Source organism: uncultured Shimia sp., from assembly GCF_947498095.1.
In the GTDB taxonomy this organism is placed as follows: domain Bacteria; phylum Pseudomonadota; class Alphaproteobacteria; order Rhodobacterales; family Rhodobacteraceae; genus Shimia.
This window is the reverse complement of the sequence record NZ_CANMJE010000008.1, coordinates 35940-53841: the sequence shown is the minus strand read 5'-3', so window position 1 is coordinate 53841 and position 17902 is coordinate 35940. Positions and strand designations below refer to the sequence as shown.

The following is a 17902-nucleotide window of genomic DNA, read 5'->3' as shown; positions in this document are numbered from 1 at the left end:
AGGTAGGATATCTCCGTCCGCGTAAATGCTGAGAACGAATGGGAGCAGCCGTTCACATGGCAATGGCAAACACTAAGTTTCTGATACTTGCGGTTGCTCTTGTTACTGCCGGTTTTTCTGCTGCTGCAGAACCATCGGAAATCAGTTGGGCTGAACTGGCACCGCCGCAGACAATCATTGAAGATCCCTTTGCTGAATTATCGACCGAACAACTGGAGGCGCTTAGAACAATACTTCGGTATGAGTCTTCCAAAAACAAATCCAATAGTCACATCACGGCCGAGCGTGCCGAAAACCTGCGCAACCAACTGGCAGACGAAGGCCTTGATGTAGAGTGGCTTTTCGAACGGCGAGAAACGATAATTCAAAAGCGGCATGCTCAATCCACTGCAGTTAACGAGAAAGTCATTGGTACTGAAGTCCGCATACCTGGCTATGTATTACCGTTGGAATTCGACGGTCAGAAGGTGACGTCTTTTGTACTTGTGCCTTATGCTGGTGCCTGCATTCACACTCCGCCGCCTCCCGCAAATCAAATGGTACATGTTTCCTACCCTGACGGAATTGAAGTTTCGGGGTTGTTCACGCCCGTTTGGATAGAGGGGAAAATGCGCGCGGAATATTCGACTCAAGATGTAGGACTGTCAGATGGCGAGGCCCGCGTTGAGGTGGGTTACGGAATGTCGGCCAAAAACGTCTTTTCATACTGAATGATGAGCCGTTCGGGCTACTGCTAGCCCCAAGTTTTTTGTCTGTTCTGGTTATGGCTAGCCACCGGTACTCGGGTTAAACTCACCGCTACGAAGTTGCTGTTTTGTGCACAACTGAAACCCCCAACGGAATTATAGAACCAACTAGTTCGGATTTGGCCATATTGCACATCGGGAGTGCCCGGTTTGGGGGTTTCGCGCTGCTCCGCCGCATAGCCTACGTGTCTGGACCGTGAGCCGATATCACAATTTACGCTGTTTCCGCATTAGGCTACTTGGACCTCCTCAGCAGTCCCTCGGCATTTGCAAATGCTGCGCAGCCGTTGCACGGCCGGTTTGGTGAAGCCGCGTTGCGGCTTTGGAGGTAAGAGTGAACGGCTGGAATGGGCCGTTTGCGTCACCTGACAAGAAGGGCGGGGTGCGGACTTTCGCCGCTCTTTGCGTCAGCGGCTGGAATGCGTACAATGCGCCCGTTTTGTGTTATGTTCAACCTTGCGATTTCAAACCCGGAGACACCAGAATGAACCTCGAAAACCTTGTCAACCGAGTAACAAAAGAAATGAATACAGCCCTTTCCGATATTCCGGACGCGGAACGGAACGCCATTCTGAGTATCGTTAAGCAAGCGATGCTCGACTCCGCTACCCGCACACATCGGGATATGAAGGAAACTGCTGTTATTTGCTGCGGCCCAGAAGCTGACTTGGTACATAAGATCCAGGAGCAAATGGACAAGAAACGAGATATGCTTATCGCGAACTTGATGGCGATGCGGTAAAGGCCGTCGGGTTTGGGCACCTAGCGGCGATGCGGTGGCAAAGAATCCATACTGGTTTCATATGACAAGCTAGCGTAGCCGACGGCCCTCTGCGGACATTGGTGCAATCTGTAGCGTCAGTCGATTTGGGCCCCATCAAGCCGATCACCGCGGTTTTCTTCAATTACCGCTCGCGGAACCAGGCAGCATTTCGACCGAGTGCTTTCATTCATAGCACTATTGTAAATTTTGCGGATCACGCGTTTCCCTATTCCTTCCCGTTAATTCCCTGTTGTTTAAAGTTCTTTCCCTGATAGCCGAGTATTTCTCCCTGTTACTGAATTAACAGGGAAACGCCTCTTAAACTTCTGTAAACGCTCCCGAAAACCATACCGGAACCGCCAAAATCTGTCAGATCCAGCCCAATGTCGCGAGTGTTCCCTGTATCTTCCCTGTTAACAGGGATTCTCAGGCTGGGACCAGTTCGATAGAGACTGCTTCCACCACCACTTTCTTTTTCAAAAAACATCACCGGGATGGGCATTTGCCGTCCGTGAATTGACTCAAGTCATAGACGGCTTGGTGAACTCCTAGGACTGTTCAGGAACCGAACCGCAGGGTTTCGGATGTCCCTGTGTTTCGGTCTGCATCAACTGAATGTCGGCTGAACGGAGGAACATCATGTCAGAAACCAACCCCGGCGCCCGTGTGGCGGCTCTTGTCGGGCCATATTCCAGCGGCAAGACCACCCTGTTCGAAGACATTCTGTTCGCTGCGTCCGCTATCCCGCGCCGCGGATCGGTGAAGGATGGCACCAGCCTTGGCGATGCGGCCCCCGAGGCGCGCGCTCGGAATATGACGACCGAGATGAATATTGCCTCATTCGACTATCTTGGTGACCCCTGGACAGTGATCGACTGCCCCGGATCAGTTGAGCTGACCTATGACGCACAATGCGCCATGATGGTCTCTGACGTCACTGTGGTCGTGTGCGACCCCAAACCCGAACGCGCCGTGACCCTGTCGCCGATCCTTCGATTTCTGGATGACCGCGACATTCCGCATGTCATTTACATCAACAAGATGGATCACGAGGATGCCTCGGTGCGGGCCACGTTTGAGGCCATACAAGGGGTATCCATCCGGCCTCTGTTGTTGAGAGAGATCCCAATCCGGGATGACGAGGGTCACGTCTCGGGCATGGTTGATCTCGTCAGCGAACGCGCTTGGCGTTGGGAGCCGCACAAGCGCTCTGAAATGATCACACTGCCAACGGAACTGGAGGAAGCCGAAGGAGAAGCGCGCTCCATGATGTTGGAATCCCTCGCAGATTTTGATGACGACCTGATGATGGAATTGCTCGAAGACGTGGTGCCATCGACAAGTGAAGTTTATGAAAACGTTGTGCGTGATCTGAGCAAGGACCTGATCGTACCGGTGTTCTTTGGCTCGGCTGAAAACGAAAACGGCATCAACCGATTGATGAAGGCGTTGCGCCACGATGCGCCGGGGCCTGTTGCGACCCGCGATAGATTGGGGCTGCCGAACTCTGGCAAAGTTGCTCAGGTGTTCCGCACGGCCCATGCGGGCAAGGCTGGCAAACTGTCATTTGTCCGTGTCTGGAACGGAGAGGTTGGCGATGGCGACGTGTTGAACGGTGATCGCGTGGCCAATGTGCGGCGCCATCTTGGGCCAAAGTCGGACCTTGCCGGCAAGGCGAGCACGGGCGCCATCGTCTCTTTGGGACGCATGGCTGACGTAAAGACCGGTGACCTGCTGATGGAAGGTGGCAAAGAAACTGCCGATTGGCCAAGCCCCCCTGCCCCGATGTATGCCTTGGCGCTGCACACCGAGCACCATACCGACGAAGTGCGCCTGTCCGCAGCGCTTGCCAGATTGACCGAAGCAAACCCGTCCATAGTCGCCGAGCACGCACAGGAAACCGGTGAGCTGACGCTGGCTGGACAAGGTGCAATCCAGCTGCAACTGGGCTTGAGCGCATTAGAGGCAGATTCGGGGCTCGTGCTGACGCAAACCACCCCAAGCGTGCCATACCGCGAAACCATCACGGCAGGCACAACGCAAAAGGCGCGCCACAAAAAGCAATCTGGCGGACATGGCGAGTTTGCCGATGTCGAGATTGAGATCAAACCATTGCCGCGCGGCGCGGGATTTGTCTTTGGCGACAGGATCGTTGGGGGGGCGGTGCCAAAACAGTACATTCCGGCGGTTGAAAAAGGTGTCCGAGCCTTTCTGGCAAAGGGCCCGAACGGGCATCCGATCGTGGATATTGCTGTGACGCTCACCGATGGCGGTCACCACAATGTCGACAGCTCTGACATGGCGTTTCAGAAGGCAGCGGTCAAAGCCATGACCGAAGCCCTGCCCCGATGCAAACCGATCAAACTGGAACCGGTTCAAAAGGTCCGCCTGTCGGCTCCGTCCGAATTCACCCCCAAGGTGCAGCGTATTGTGACCGGACGACGCGGGCAGTTGATGGGATTTGACGCAAAACCCGGCTGGTCCGGATGGGACGAAATTCAGGCGTTGATCCCGCAGGTCGAGATGATGGATATCGTGACCGAGTTGCGTTCCGTTTCGCTGGGGGTCGGCACCCACGTGAGCGCGTTTGATCATCTGCAAAAGGTCTGAGTAAACAAGGCTTCCGGCGGCTCTCGTAGAGCGCGTCGGACCTTGTTGATTCTGGTCATTTATTGTCAGAGCGGTTTTGGCTAAGGTTTCAACAACACGCGCTCAATGCGCCCAATTTCAAAGGAGGCGTCATGCCTTTTACCCGTCGGTTTTTTCTCACCACACTTGGTGCCTCAGTTGCGTCGCCCATGCTGGCGTCCACACGGCCAGAGATCAAAGTTTACAAAGACCCTGATTGTGGTTGCTGCAATGCCTGGATCGACATTCTGCAAAACAGCGGGTTTGACGCTTCTGCCCATAACGTCAGCCGCGGGGCGTTGGTTCGGTTCAAACTGGACAATGGCCTGAACGAGGAAATGATGTCCTGTCACACCGGCGTGGTTGAGGGCTACCTGATCGAGGGGCACGTGCCACCAGCAGACATCCTGCGCTTGTTAAAGGAACGCCCGGATGCCGTTGGCTTGACTGTGCCGGGCATGCCTTATGGTTCACCGGGTATGGGACCAGAGACTGAGCGTGAGGCGTACTCTGTCTTTCTGGTGCGCAAAGATGGCACGGCAGACGTCTTCGCCAAGTATCCGGCCGCCTGAAGCTTATCCCTACAACGCAAAAGGCGCGCCCAGGTTTGGCGCGCCTTTAACTATTCTTGTCAGATAGTTATAGTGCGGGATTGACGTAGTTCATGATGGCCTCAATCCGGATCATCACCCGTCGGATGATATGGGTGGCAGCCACGCTGTTGGTATAGATAGCAACCGTTCCAACCGACCCGGGGCCAAGATCCGCCATCGCCTCGGCATCATCAAGCTGCAGCCTCACCGCAAAGGGTTCAGCCACAATTTGCGATGCCCCCGCAACTGTGCCACTGACCTGAGCCTGACCGCCAGACATAGCCGGCACGACAATCTCAACCGTTCCGGTAAATATCTGGCCCGGGCGTTTTTTCATCGCCAGCTCAAAGCTTTGTCCAGGCTCGATGTGGCGCAAGTGCACCTGATTGATTTGAGCGACCAACACTTCTTCGCTGGTGTCGACAAACGCCATTGACGGCGCGATCGGCAGGTTGACGGCACGTTGCCCAACGGCGAGCGCCAGATTTGTGACATAGCCTTCACTTGGGGCGCGCACGACGGTCTGTTCAAGGTTCCAAACCGCCTGTTCCAGCGCCGCTTGTGCTTCGGCAACTTTTGCTGTGGTGCCATCTTCCATAACAGCCCCAACTTCGGCTGCAGCCCGAGACACTGCAGATTTGGCTGAATCTACAACGGCTGTGGCCTGATCCAGATCCGACTGGCGCCGTTCCAGACGGTTTTCGGAATACACCTCGGCCTCGACCAGTTTCTTGTCATCGTCATAACGCGACTGCGCGAGTTCCAGCGCAGCTTCGGCCTGACGCAAACTGGCGCGCGCATCTTCAAGAGCTTCCAGATCCTGTTTTGACTGTGTCTTTACGCGCACAAGCGAGGCTTCGGACATGTCCACGGCCTGTTGAAAGGGGTCCGGGTCAATGCGGAACAGAACATCGCCTTTTGACAGAGGTTCATTTGCTTCAACACTGACTTCGATCACTTGTCCCGAAACATTCGGAACCACCTGCACCACACGGGTTAAAACAGCGGTAGACCCCGAAGGCGCCCCCCATTGCATGGGAATAAACAAGAAGATCAGCAAGAGCGTGATCCAGCCCAACACAGAACCCCATACCGCGGGGCTATTAGGGATGATCTTGGCGCGCATCAGAAGATAAAGCAGCGCCACATACGGCAATGTCAGAACAATAATCATGATGCGGCCTCCGCGTCGTCTGCGTCGGGCAGTTTTTGACCCGGTGAGATGTAAAAGGCCCAGACCAGCGCCAGCGGCCAGAACACGCCCATTGCCAGGGCCCCGAGCCATCCGGCAACATTGACGGCTTCGGCCTGAGGGTGATTGCGCGATGTCGCGATTTTTCCCGGCAACATAGCCAGGAAAACAAAAAGCCCCAGAACCAGTGCAATCAAAAGGATAAACACAATCCAGGCAAATATCATTAATCCGTCCAAAACAATCTCCTAGCCTTTGCAACCACGCGCTGATTCAAACATCGCTCTTTTCGGAGAAATATCAAAACACAGAACAACATTTGATCAAATTCACGTTGCGTCACCTTTGTGGCGCCTCTAGACATTACTCAATGCGGAAGAAATTGGCTATGACCCGCGATGCCTTTTTGGCGACAGGAGTGCACAATGAAACCTTTGCAAGGTCTGAAAGTCATCGAAATGGCCCGCATTCTTGCCGGGCCGTGGATCGGGCAATCGTTGGCGGATCTGGGCGCTGAGGTTATCAAGCTGGAAAGCCCTCAAGGCGACGACACGCGTAAATGGGGACCTCCGTTCATAGAACGTGATGGCGACAAAAGTGCAGCCTATTTCTATTCGGCAAACCGTGGAAAAACCTCGGAAGTGGTCGATTTTCGCACGCCTGAAGGACAGGCGCGTGTACGGGCCCTCGTCGCCGAGGCCGACATACTGATCGAGAACTTCAAAGTGGGTGGGTTGGCAAAATACGGATTGGACTATGATAGCCTGATAGCAGTCAATCCGCGGCTGATCTATTGCTCGATCACAGGGTTTGGACAGGACGGCCCCTATGCCACGCGCGCCGGATATGATTTTATGATCCAAGGCATGTCCGGCCTGATGTCGATCACAGGTGAACCAGACGGTCAGCCGCAAAAAGTTGGCGTTGCCGTGACCGACGTGGTCACCGGGCTCTACGGTACAATTGGTGTGCTGGCAGCAGTTGAACAGCGCCACCGCACCGGTAAAGGGCAACACATCGATATGTCGCTCCTGGATTGCGCCACAGCCATGCTGGCCAATCAAGCGATGAACTTTCTCGCCACGGGCGACAGCCCAGCGCGCAAGGGCAACGCACATCCCAACATCACACCCTATCAGGTGATTGCCACATCAGACGGCCATATCATCCTCGCCGTAGGAAATGACGGACAGTTTCAACGGCTTTGTGGCGTGCTGAAACGCGGCGATCTGGCCGAAGATGCGCGCTATTCCAGCAACCAGCTGCGAGTAGAGAACCGCGATGCGCTGACCGAAACGTTAGAGCAGGAAACGGCCAAGTGGTCCTCATCAGATCTTCTGACAGCGCTTGAGGCTGCCACAGTGCCCGCCGGGCCGATCAATGCCATTGGCGAGACGTTTGCCGACCCGCAAGTCATTGCGCGCGGCATGCAAATCTCGCCCGAAGGGGTGCCGGGTGTCCGGGGGCCCTGGAAGTTTTCAGATGCGGAGTTGGCGCTGGATCGCACAGCGCCTATTCTGGGTGGCGGCAAACCCAAGCTCTAAGACTTAATCGGCGCTTCTCGCACAGCGACGGTCCGGTTCATATAGCCTGCCAGCGCGATGCCGGACAGGATGTGCCAAATCCCCCAGAACGCCGCGACAACGGCCATGCCTCCCAGCCCTTGGAAAAAGGCAAAGATCAGGACCAGACCCAGACCAGAGTTCTGTATGCCGGTTTCAATTGTCACGGCGCGACGGTCAAACTCGGAAAGGCCCGCGATCCGCGCCAGCGAGTATCCCCCGCCCAGCGCCAGCGCGTTATGCATCAGGACCAGCGCAGCAACCATGCCCGCCCATTGCAGGAACAACGACCAGTTCGCCATCAACGCCGCAGCCACGAAGGCAATAAAGATCGCCATCGACAACCATTGCAGCGGTGTTCGCATTCGAGCGGTGATGTCAGGGCGTTTGACATTGAGCGTTACGCCCAGGATCAACGGCAAGACCAGCATGAACCCCACAGTTATCGCAACCGCCACTGGATCGACCGACGTCGCCTTAAGGATCTCACGGGTTGGCGCATAAAGACTGCCCCAGAACGCAATATTGAACGGGGTCAGAAAGATCGCGCTCACGGTGGAAAAGGCCGTCATCGACACCGACAATGCCGAATTGCCGCCTGCGCGATGAGTGATAAAGTTCGAGATATTACCGCCGGGACAGGCTGCAACCAGGATCAGGCCCAGCGCAATTGAAGGCTGAGGCTGTGTCAGCAGGACCAACCCGAAGGTCAGCAAAGGCAAAACGATGAATTGCGACGCCAATCCCGTCAGCAGGGGTTTGGGTGCCTTGGCCAGCCGTTTGAAATCTGCAGGTGTGAGGTCGATCGCGATCGAAAACATCACCACCGCGAGGATACCGTTTAGCAAGTTGAGCGATCCGGGACTGAAGTTCAGGACGACTTGATCGACATTGCTCATTGGCAGACTCCCATTGGCGGGGCGGTCAACACATGTGGTTACCACCCTTCTATCGAGTGATTACTCCACGTAAATGCACCCTTGAGCAAGGAAAGGTTAAGGAATTCTCAGTCAAAATTGGTCGGATTGGCACGTATCAGAACGGTGGACGCCCCAATCAAGGCGTCATTACGTTCTGTCGCTGAAACTGTGCAGCCCCTGTTCCAAGGTCATCGTAGAGCAACTCGACATCTATCGTCTCAATCGACCCAAGCGGATACTCCAGATAGATCACGGCATCAGGTGGGATTGTCATGGGCGCATTCACATCACACGCGGCCATAGGGAAGTCCTGCATTTCTCCACCATTGATCGCAAAACTGATGCCATATAGCCCGCATCGCCACGACAACAGATGGGTAAAATACAGCAAGTCTTGTCCGTTGAACTCGCGGACCGCTATCCAATTGCCTTGAGTTGCGCCAAGGATCGGGCGCACTTCGGTCGCTGTCAAGAATTGCCCGGTGACGGTCTGATCTTCGGCCTCTGTCGGTGTCTCGGCCCCAACCGCCCCTCCCACAAGCATGGCCACTATGGCCCACGTCATCGCTCGGAACATCTTTAAACCCTCTCTGTTTACCAATCCCGCCACACATCAACGCAATTCGGAAATTCCAGCCTTTTGCAGGCGCGTGGCCCAGCCTATAGTTGCTGCAAGTATGGTGCAGGGCAGTAAGCAAAATGGCAAGAAAAGCCTCCAAAACGCAAAAAACGCCTAAATTCAACATCATGATCGTAGGCCAAAACGGGCGCCTGCAATATGAGGCGATCCTGTTTGCCGCGTCATTGCGTGCCAACAGCCCCGACTTCAATGGCCGGCTGATCGTTGCTGAACCCCAGCCAGGGCCGAACTGGAAGGATGATCCCAGTATTCGCCGTGACGACATACGCGAAACGCTTGAGGCACTGGATGCCGAGATCGTGCCGTTTCAAAATGCCCGATTTGGCCAGTCCTACCCTTATGGCAACAAGATCGAAGGCCTGATGGCCATGCCCAAGGGTGAGCCGTTTGTGTTCTTTGACACCGACACGCTGATCACCGGTGATATCATGTCGGTGCCCTTCGATTTCGCGAGACCCAGCGCCTCGCGTCGGGTTGAAGGCACTTGGCCGACCATCGAACTCTATGGCCCCGGTTACAACGAGACGTGGAAATCTCTCTATGACCGGTTTGGACTGGACTTTGAAAGCTCACTAGACCTGTCGTGGCCCGATGAATACTGGCGCCGCTATCTCTATTTCAACGCAGGCTATTTCTATTACACCTGCCCGCATGAATTTGGTCGTCGCTTTTCCGATTATGCGGCCGAAGTCCGCTGGAACGCCCCCCGGGAACTGGTTTGTCAAAGCCTTGATCCATGGCTGGATCAGGTTGTGTTGCCGCTTGTGATCCACTCTTTTGGCGGCGCCCACGACACGCTGCCCGAGGGATATCTGGACGGCGACGTCTCATGCCACTACCGCATGTTACCGCTGCTCTACGCTCGCGAAAACGACCGCGTTGTTGAGGTGCTTGAAGAGATCGCCGCCCCCAACAAGGTCAAGAAGGTGCTAAAGCAATACGATCCGATGAAGCGCATGATCTTTCAGGGACGCGGCCAGAAGGTGCGGGAATTGTTCGATCGTGATAACCTGCCCCGGAAAGAACAGGCGATCCGGAACAAAATCAAACGCAATGGATTTTGGATGCGGTAACTCACCCATAGGACAGATGCGCAAGCGCTGATGTAACTGCGAGGTTAGGCACGAAGATGGAACAGAAGAAAAAGAAAATCGGTGTTTTCAAGCAGGCCGTGTTGAACGCACAGGAAAAGGCTGGGAACAAGCGCATCGAAAAAGACGGCTACGTCCTGCATCAATATCCCGACCTCGACACCTACCGCGAAGTTCAGATCGCCGGCAACAAAGCAAAGCTCGGCAAGCAATTTGTGCGCGAAAGCCACATCAAGATCTTGTCCAACTACATCAACGAAGAAATGGGTCAGGTTGCGTTTGGCATTTGCCAAGGGACGCGCCGGGGCGCCGAACAGGCATGGTTCAGAACCCACCTGACGGGCGAGCCGAATGTGATCGGTACCGAAATCTCAGATACTGCAGATCAGTTCCCAAACACAGTTCAGTGGGATTTTCACAAAGAAAACCCCGAATGGAAGGGCAAGGCGGACTTTATCTATTCAAACTCATGGGATCACGCGTTTGATCCGGAAGCCGCATTCAAATCTTGGGTCGCGTCCCTGAAAGTCGGCGGCCGGATGTTCCTAGACCACACCAAAGGTCAATCTCCGGATGCCGCCAATGCTCTGGACCCCTTTGGCATCGAATACGGTCTGCTGGTCGACATGCTCAGCAATCTATTTGAGGGCAAAGCCAGACTTCTGGATGCGATCAACACCCGCCGCATTAACAAGGAATACAGAGCTCGCGTGATTGTGCTTGAAAGAACCGCCTGACCACCTCTGCCCGTCTGTACGGGTAAATCGCTGGGTCTGTCAGCTTCTTGTTTGGTCTATAGGCCTTGTTGTTGCGGCCATCGGCGCTTTTTCCTCGAAACCAACAGCCTAGTGCCCACTAGGTCGCAAGAGAAATTTCCTGCCGCGCTTCGCATTCTCAGAACAGCGTTCTTTCACCGGCTAACGCGTTGCAGGCCAAGGCGACACCCCTTAAACATTTTCCCAAACAATATTACTGGGAGGATTATCCATGTCCGAAGGACAAGACTACGGTTTCGACACGCTTCAAATTCACGCTGGTGCCCGGCCTGATCCGGCAACCGGTGCGCGGCAGACACCGATTTATCAGACTACAGCATATGTGTTCCGCGATGCCGAGCACGCGGCAGCCCTCTTTAACCTTCAGGAAGTGGGGTACATTTATTCCCGTCTGACCAACCCGACCGTGGCCGTTCTGCAGGAACGCATCGCCACGCTTGAGGGGGGTGTGGGCGCCGTATGCTGTTCCTCGGGCCACGCGGCCCAGATCATGGCCCTGTTCCCATTGATGGGACCCGGCACCAACGTTGTCGCATCGACCCGTCTTTATGGCGGCACGGTCACGCAGCTGAACCAGACCATCAAGCGGTTTGGCTGGTCGGCCAAGTTTGTCGACTTTGACGATGAGGCCGCGGTTGCTGCTGCGATCGACGACGACACCCGCGCCGTATTCTGCGAATCCGTTGCCAACCCCGGCGGGTACATCACCGACATCCCGGCCATCGCCGCGATTGCCGACAATGCTGGCGTGCCACTGATCGTCGACAATACCTCGGCCACGCCTTACCTGTGTAACCCGATTGCACTGGGGGCCACGCTGGTTGTGCACTCGACCACTAAATACCTGACCGGCAACGGCACCGTCACTGGTGGCTGCGTCGTGGATTCAGGCAAGTTTGACTGGACCGCCAGCGACAAGTTCCCATCACTCTCAGCACCCGAGCCTGCCTATCACGGGTTGAAGTTCGCCGAGACCTTTGGTCCGCTGGCCTTTACCTTCCACGGCATTGCGATTGGCCTGCGTGATCTTGGCATGACCATGAACCCTCAAGCCGCGCATTACACGTTGATGGGAATCGAGACCTTGTCTTTGCGGATGGAGCGTCACGTCGAAAACGCCATGACCGTAGCAAGCTGGCTGGAAGGCCACGACCATGTTGAGGCTGTGACCTATGCTGGTCTGCCATCATCGCCCTACAATAGTCGCGTTGAGACCGTTTGCCCGAAGGGTGCGGGCGCGCTGTTCACTGTGACTCTGAAGGGTGGCTATGATGCTTGCGTCAAGTTCGTGGACAGCCTTGAGATCTTCAGCCATGTGGCCAACCTTGGTGACACGCGCTCACTGGTGATCCATTCGGCCTCGACGACACACCGTCAGCTGACACCTGAGCAACAGGACGCCGCAGGCGCGGGCCCGAACGTGGTACGAATCTCAATCGGTACCGAGACAGCTAAAGACCTGATGGCTGACCTTGATCAGGCCCTGAACAAAGCCCACGGCTAAAGCCAGGCGCCAAACACATGAAAAGCCGCGCATTTAGCGCGGCTTTTTTTGTTTTTTGAACCAGATGCGTGGCACGGCTCACCTGTGCTTATAGTCCGTTATTCGGCGATTTCGTAAGTCATGGTCACGGTCGCGCTCAGACTCAAGTCCCCTTCGGCCACCGGCATCGCCATGTCAGATGCCATGGCTTCGCGCATCATTGGCATAGGATGCGGCCCGGCTTCGAAGCCGTCTCGGATTTCCACGAGCGGGCCCAAACGAACGCCAGCTGCTTCGGCATAGAGTTCTGCGCGCGACAGCCCATCCGCGACGGCACGTCGACGTGCTTCGTCAAGGGCTGGCCGAGGGTTTTGCAAGGCAAACTGCAAGCCCTGAAAGCGGTTCGCGCCACTCGCGGTGACTTGGCCCAGGATCTCTCCCAGAACGGCCAGGTCCCGCACACGGACAGTCACTTGATTTCTGGCTTCGTACCCTGCCACCTTAGGGGCTTGCCCGGATGTGCGATTGTCCCAGACCGGCGACAGCGACAGGTTGCTAGTCTGCATGTCGCGTCCTTCGACGCCCATCTCTTTCAACGCATTCAGGATCGCCCCCGAGGTCACGGCCACCTCTTTCACGGCGTCCCCTGCAGCTTCGCGTTGATGGCTCACGCCCAGTGTAATCACTGCCAGATCGGGAACGCTATCCACCGTGCCTTGGCCGGTGACGACAATTTGTCCCGACCCTGCTTGGACAGGTAAAGCAACGGCCCATAACGCCATAAAAACCCAGAAAAATCTCATGTTCAGCCTTTCCATGACTAATCTCATTGACCGTACTCTAGCAGCATCCCGCCAAACTTCTCGGTCTTACCCTGTCTTTTTCTTCCTTTCGGCAGGAAGCTGCTATAAAATCTTGTAAATGATGAAACGCAACGTTTCGCAATGACTGAGTGTTAGAGCCACCGTATGAAGCCGAACATCGCACTGTCCCTGTCTTTTGAGGGCATCAGCCTGCTCTGCCGCGTAGAAAACGGCTGGCACCGCTTGGGCGATGCGTCTTTGGCTTCGGACGATTTAGGCGCCGAACTGGAAGCTCTACGTGCGCTTGCCGAGGAGGTGGATGGCGCGGATTTCCGTACGAAGCTGATCCTGCCAAACGACCAGATTAAGTACCTGCACATCGAGACCGGACGGGGTTCACGTGCAAAACGTGAGGCTGCGGCGACCGATGCCCTGTTGGGCGCAACGCCTTATCGTGTTGAGGACCTCGCGTTTGATGTGGTCGCGGATGGACGCAAGACCCATGTTGCCGCAGTGGCCCGCGAGACGCTTGCCGAGGCCGAAGCCTTTGCTGTTGAGAACCACTTCAACCCGGTCAGCTTTGTCGCGATCCCACCTGAGGGTGGCTATCCGAACGAGCCGACCTTTGATCTGACAAAGGCGGCGTCGAAACTGCTGAACGGCGAGCCACTGGACGCCGATGACGATATTATTGCTGTGACCGGTCAGGGTCCATTGGAGGCCGCACCTGTCCCAGAACCTGAGCCGCCTATCGTCGAAGACCCAGAGTCCATTGCAGAGCCGAAAATCCCAAGCGATACAGTCGAGGCGGCAGCGGTTGCAGAACCCGAGGCCACTGCCGAGCCTCGGGATGAAGCGGACGCGGAAGAGCTTGCGCCGCCGGTCGTCCCAGAGGTGGACTTAGAACAGCCTGAAGCTCCGATCTCAACTTTTTCCAGCATTCGTGCACGGCGCGATGCCCCCGGTGACGCGCCTGCCGAAGTGCCGGCAAAACTTGGTGGCGTGGACCGCGATGTCACAGGAACGAACGCACCGAGTGTGCCCCCGGTCGCCAGCAGTGGCCCCCACGCCGACGCACCGCTTAGGTTTGATCCCAAAAGCGTGGTTGCGGGGTTAAGGGCCACACCTCATTCACAAGACGACATCATCGAAGAGACCGAGAGTGACAGCGCCCCCAGCTCTTTCTTTAGTCGTCGGGGTCAAAAACCTGCAGCGGAAGCCCGCGCTAAGCCAAAGAAACCTGTGCCTCTCGCCGAGGCACGACCAGTCGAACCCACGACCTCAGAACCAGGCGAACGGCGCAACATGGCCGTCTTTGGCGCGCGGGATGTCGAAATCGGCGGCAAGCCTCGACACTTGGGATTGATCCTGGCTGTTGTGCTTTTGGTGTTTCTTGCCGTTGTCGCAATTTGGGCGTCGCTTTTTACCGAAGACGGGATCGCGGGGCTGCTGAGCCCTGAACCCATACCACAGATCGCTGACCTTGAGGCCGAGAGCCAGCCCACTGAGGTTCTGCCAACAGAAACAGAAGCGCTGGAGACAGTTGCCCTGCCCCCGGTTAGCCCGGAGTCAATGACAGACAGCGCCGAGATCGAAGCGATGGAGGGTGGCGACGCAGGCCTGACTGATAGCGCGGCGGTTGAGGCGGAACAGGATCAAATCCATCCTACGGCGCCGACACCACAAGAGGCCGAAGCCCGTTACGCGGTTACTGGCATTTGGGAACGCGCGCCGATGCAGCCGCAAACGCCACCAGTCGGGAGCACAGACACGTTTTATCTGACGTCAATCGATCGAATGCTGGCTGTCCGCGATGCTGTTGCCCTGCCCGAAGAAACACGGGACCGGCCCGCAGTTGCTCAAAGTAACCCGGTTCCCTATGGCACGACATTTGATCTTGATGAACGCGGGTTGGTGCGCGCAACACCTGAAGGCGCGATGAGCCCTGAGGGCGTTATGGTTTATCTGGGCAAACCCGCCGTGTTGCCCAAATCCTTTCCCGAACGCGCAGCGGAACCTGGCCAAAGCGTCACCCCTTCCGAGCTTATTCGCCTAAGTAAAGCGCGCCCCAAGGCACGGCCAGATGACCTTATCGAACAAAACGAACGCGCCAGTTATGGCGGGCTCACGTTAAACGAATTGGCCGTAATCCGCCCCAGATTGCGCCCCGAAAGTGCAAAAGCAAAAGAAGAGCGTGACACCACGCCCACCGCTGCTGCAGTGGCAACGTCGGCGCGCCCGCGGATGCGCCCTTCAAACATGTCCCAGATCGTCGCCCGCGCTACGCCGCGTGATGAGGTTGTGGCGACGCCAGCTGCGGCCATTGTGACTCCGTCGATCCCTAGCAGCGCCTCGGTCGCGCGCCAAGCCACGATCACCAACGCCATAAACCTCAACAAAATCAACCTGATCGGCGTTTATGGAACCACATCAAGCCGCCGAGCCTTGGTAAGGTTGTCGAACGGCCGATACAAAAAAGTTCAAGTGGGCGACCGGATTGATGGCGGCAAAGTGGCCACGATTTCAGATACCGAATTGCGCTATGTGAAGTCCGGGAAAAACGTCATTCTAAAACTGCCAAAAGGTTAGACGGGACCATGCGCCGCCCCCTTAGCCTTGCTCACGGATCATTTCTAACGTGACAACTGTCAGAAAAAAACAGCCACTGGACGACGAGTTGATGGATCGGTTGCGGATCAATAGTGACGCGCGGATACGTCTAAAATTGGTGCGTGGCCTGATACAGACCGGTGACGCCATCAGCCGTCTGATCTCTGGCAAACCCTTTTTTGGCCTGCGCGAGGCCGAGGCGTTGCGAACCGCATTGGGAGATCGCAAGGACATTGAGTTTGCCCGTGAAGTGTTGAAACAGAACGGCGGCACGACGGTTCATACACACGGGTTGGAAAACGTCCCTGAAACCGGGCCTGTACTGATCGCGTCCAATCACCCAACCGGACCCATGGATTTCTTCGCACAGGCCGGAGCACTTTTGGATCGCAGGCCCGACTTTAAGGTGGTTGCAAACGCCGATATGGCGCGGTTTCTGGGGCGGGATATGATTGTACCTGTGCGGGTTGACAAGCAAACGCATCTGAACGCGACGAACCGCACCACATCCGGCATGCATGACCATCTGGTAGAGGGGCGGGCCTTGCTGATCTTTGGCGCCGGTCGGGTGCCGATGATGCATGATGGCAAACTGATTGAGCGCCCGTGGCGCTCTGGTGCCACGCGGGTGTCGCGAGACTGTGATGTCCCGGTCATCCCTTCCGCCATCGATGCCACCAATTCGGCCTATTATTATGGGCTGCGCAAATTGGCGATGCGCCTGACACGAAGCGAAGACACGGCACTCAACATCGCCTCGCTAAGGTATTTCGCCGAGCTGACAGACCAGTTGGGCAAGGACATCGATGTTCATTTTGGTGCACCTTTGCCTGCAGGAACCTCTCCGGATGACTTGCAAACAGCTGCCGAGTCCTTAGTGCCACATCTGCATAAACGCGCCGAATAAAGTAAAAACGCCGCCCGGCACGATGGCCGAACGACGTTTCGCTCCCCGGGTTGGACCGGCGTTTCGTGTTATTCGGCGGCTTTGATCTCGCCGCTCTCAATCTGCTCGCGCTCGATGGATTCAAACAATGCCTTGAAGTTGCCTTCGCCAAATCCGTCGTCACCCTTGCGCTGGATGAACTCAAAGAAGATCGGGCCAATCACGGTTTTTGAGAAGATCTGCAGCAGGATTTTGGTCTCACCACCGTCCACCACGCCCTCGCCGTCAATCAGGATGCCGTGTTTCATCATGCGTTCTTTGGGCTCATCATGGCCGACAACCCGGTCATAGCTGAGGTTATAGTAGGCCTCATTCGGGCCGGGCATGAACTTCAGACCCTTGTCAGCAATCTTGTCGGTCGAGGCGTAGATGTCATCGGTTCCCACAGCGATGTGTTGGATGCCTTCGCCATTGTACTTCTTGAGGTAGCTGACGATCTGTCCTGTCTCTCCGCGGTCTTCGTTGATTGGGATGCGGATTTTATTACAGGGTGACGTGAGGGCCCGACTGAACAGACCAGTGAATTTGCCTTCGATGTCGAAGAACCGGATTTCACGGAAATTGAACAGATCGCCATAGAACTTGAACCACTTGTCCATGTTGCCTTTGAACACGTTGTGGGTCAGGTGATCGAGGTAGTAAAAACCGTCGCCTTCCGGCTTTGAGGTCACTGTCCAGTCGAACTCTTCGTTATAGGGCGAGGTGTCGTAATACTGATCAGTGAAGTAGAGCAGGCTGCCGCCGATGCCTTTGATTGCGGGCCAGTCCAGCGTCTTGTCTGCGGCCTCATAAGGCTCGGCGCCTTGGGAAACCGCGTGTTCATAGGCTTTCTGTGCATCTACAACGCGCCAGCCCATCGACGGAGCACAGGGACCGTGCTCTTCAACAAAGCGCAGGGCAAAGCTGGAGGGTTCATTGTTGAGGATGTAGGTCACATCACCCTGCTGCCACAGCTCGACCGCCTTGGTCTTGTGGTTGGCAACATGGGCAAACCCCATACGCGTAAACAGATCGCGCAATTCCTGTGGTTCAGGATGGGCAAATTCAACAAACTCGAACCCGTCCGTGCCAGCAGGGTTATAGTCAGAAATCTCAGCGCGCGGGGCGTCATGCGGGAAAGGACCCATGATGCGTCTCCTCTTCGGTGAA

General features: G+C 56.0%; 16 protein-coding genes. 10 read left to right on the top strand and 6 right to left on the bottom strand.

Annotation, left to right across the window (positions count from 1 at the left end):
• Positions 1 to 56 precede the first annotated feature (56 nt).
• The 4 genes from Q0932_RS14050 to Q0932_RS14035 all read left to right on the top strand — a co-directional run bounded on the left by Q0932_RS14050 (position 57) and on the right by Q0932_RS14035 (position 4709).
• Complete coding sequence (locus tag Q0932_RS14050; protein WP_299354270.1) at positions 57 to 710, top strand: DUF3299 domain-containing protein; 654 nt, start codon at positions 57 to 59, stop codon at positions 708 to 710.
• Between the two features lie 370 nt (positions 711 to 1080).
• Positions 1081 to 1488, top strand: a complete 408-nt coding sequence (locus Q0932_RS14045; RefSeq protein WP_299354267.1) for a hypothetical protein — start codon at positions 1081 to 1083, stop codon at positions 1486 to 1488.
• Positions 1489 to 2148: 660 nt separating this feature from the next.
• Positions 2149 to 4119 carry an elongation factor G gene (locus tag Q0932_RS14040; RefSeq protein WP_299354264.1) on the top strand — a complete coding sequence of 657 codons (1971 nt, stop codon included), beginning with the start codon at positions 2149 to 2151 and terminating at the stop codon, positions 4117 to 4119.
• A 188-nt stretch (positions 4120 to 4307) separates the two neighbouring features.
• Positions 4308 to 4709, top strand: a complete 402-nt coding sequence (locus Q0932_RS14035; protein ID WP_299354709.1) for a DUF411 domain-containing protein — start codon at positions 4308 to 4310, stop codon at positions 4707 to 4709.
• A gap of 67 nt (positions 4710 to 4776) precedes the next feature.
• On the opposite strand, the gene Q0932_RS14030 is transcribed toward Q0932_RS14035, so the two are convergent.
• Together Q0932_RS14030 and Q0932_RS14025 are read right to left on the bottom strand one after the other, a co-directional pair.
• A complete protein-coding gene (locus Q0932_RS14030) occupies positions 4777 to 5904 on the bottom strand; it encodes a biotin/lipoyl-binding protein (protein WP_299354262.1) in 1128 nt (375 codons plus the stop codon).
• The gene (locus Q0932_RS14025) at positions 5901 to 6161 is read right to left on the bottom strand and encodes a DUF3302 domain-containing protein (protein ID WP_299354259.1); all 261 of its coding nucleotides are present in this window, start codon (positions 6159 to 6161) and stop codon (positions 5901 to 5903) included. The genes Q0932_RS14030 and Q0932_RS14025 overlap by 4 nt, the downstream gene beginning before the upstream one ends.
• A gap of 186 nt (positions 6162 to 6347) precedes the next feature.
• Between Q0932_RS14025 and Q0932_RS14020 the strand changes: the two genes are divergently transcribed.
• Positions 6348 to 7466: a CaiB/BaiF CoA-transferase family protein gene (locus tag Q0932_RS14020; RefSeq protein WP_299354256.1), complete on the top strand. Its 1119-nt coding sequence runs from the start codon at positions 6348 to 6350 to the stop codon at positions 7464 to 7466.
• On the opposite strand, the gene Q0932_RS14015 is transcribed toward Q0932_RS14020, so the two are convergent.
• Both Q0932_RS14015 and Q0932_RS14010 read right to left on the bottom strand, forming a co-directional pair.
• Positions 7463 to 8383 carry a bile acid:sodium symporter family protein gene (locus tag Q0932_RS14015; protein ID WP_299354253.1) on the bottom strand — a complete coding sequence of 307 codons (921 nt, stop codon included), beginning with the start codon at positions 8381 to 8383 and terminating at the stop codon, positions 7463 to 7465. The two genes, Q0932_RS14020 and Q0932_RS14015, sit on opposite strands and share 4 nt — an antisense overlap.
• Positions 8384 to 8540: 157 nt before the next feature.
• A complete protein-coding gene (locus Q0932_RS14010; RefSeq protein ID WP_299354251.1) occupies positions 8541 to 8981 on the bottom strand; it encodes a hypothetical protein in 441 nt (146 codons plus the stop codon).
• A 122-nt stretch (positions 8982 to 9103) separates the two neighbouring features.
• Between Q0932_RS14010 and Q0932_RS14005 the strand changes: the two genes are divergently transcribed.
• The 3 genes from Q0932_RS14005 (at position 9104) to Q0932_RS13995 (ending at position 12415) form a co-directional block, all read left to right on the top strand.
• Positions 9104 to 10117 carry a hypothetical protein gene (locus Q0932_RS14005; RefSeq protein ID WP_299354248.1) on the top strand — a complete coding sequence of 338 codons (1014 nt, stop codon included), beginning with the start codon at positions 9104 to 9106 and terminating at the stop codon, positions 10115 to 10117.
• Positions 10118 to 10173: 56 nt separating this feature from the next.
• On the top strand, positions 10174 to 10872 hold the full coding sequence (locus tag Q0932_RS14000; protein ID WP_299354246.1) for a hypothetical protein: 699 nt from the start codon (positions 10174 to 10176) through the stop codon (positions 10870 to 10872).
• A gap of 250 nt (positions 10873 to 11122) precedes the next feature.
• Positions 11123 to 12415 carry an O-acetylhomoserine aminocarboxypropyltransferase/cysteine synthase gene (locus Q0932_RS13995; protein ID WP_299354243.1) on the top strand — a complete coding sequence of 431 codons (1293 nt, stop codon included), beginning with the start codon at positions 11123 to 11125 and terminating at the stop codon, positions 12413 to 12415.
• A gap of 98 nt (positions 12416 to 12513) precedes the next feature.
• Here the strand turns inward: Q0932_RS13995 and Q0932_RS13990 are convergent, their stop codons facing one another.
• Positions 12514 to 13197, bottom strand: coding sequence for an SIMPL domain-containing protein (locus Q0932_RS13990; RefSeq protein WP_299354240.1), 684 nt, complete (start codon positions 13195 to 13197; stop codon positions 12514 to 12516).
• 165 nt (positions 13198 to 13362) lie between these two features.
• Between Q0932_RS13990 and Q0932_RS13985 the strand changes: the two genes are divergently transcribed.
• Together Q0932_RS13985 and Q0932_RS13980 are read left to right on the top strand one after the other, a co-directional pair.
• On the top strand, positions 13363 to 15786 hold the full coding sequence (locus Q0932_RS13985) for a hypothetical protein (protein ID WP_299354237.1): 2424 nt from the start codon (positions 13363 to 13365) through the stop codon (positions 15784 to 15786).
• Positions 15787 to 15835: 49 nt separating this feature from the next.
• Positions 15836 to 16714 carry a 1-acyl-sn-glycerol-3-phosphate acyltransferase gene (locus Q0932_RS13980; RefSeq protein ID WP_299354234.1) on the top strand — a complete coding sequence of 293 codons (879 nt, stop codon included), beginning with the start codon at positions 15836 to 15838 and terminating at the stop codon, positions 16712 to 16714.
• Between the two features lie 68 nt (positions 16715 to 16782).
• Here the strand turns inward: Q0932_RS13980 and hppD are convergent, their stop codons facing one another.
• Positions 16783 to 17880, bottom strand: coding sequence for a 4-hydroxyphenylpyruvate dioxygenase (gene hppD, locus Q0932_RS13975; protein WP_299354231.1), 1098 nt, complete (start codon positions 17878 to 17880; stop codon positions 16783 to 16785).
• Positions 17881 to 17902: the final 22 nt, after the last annotated feature.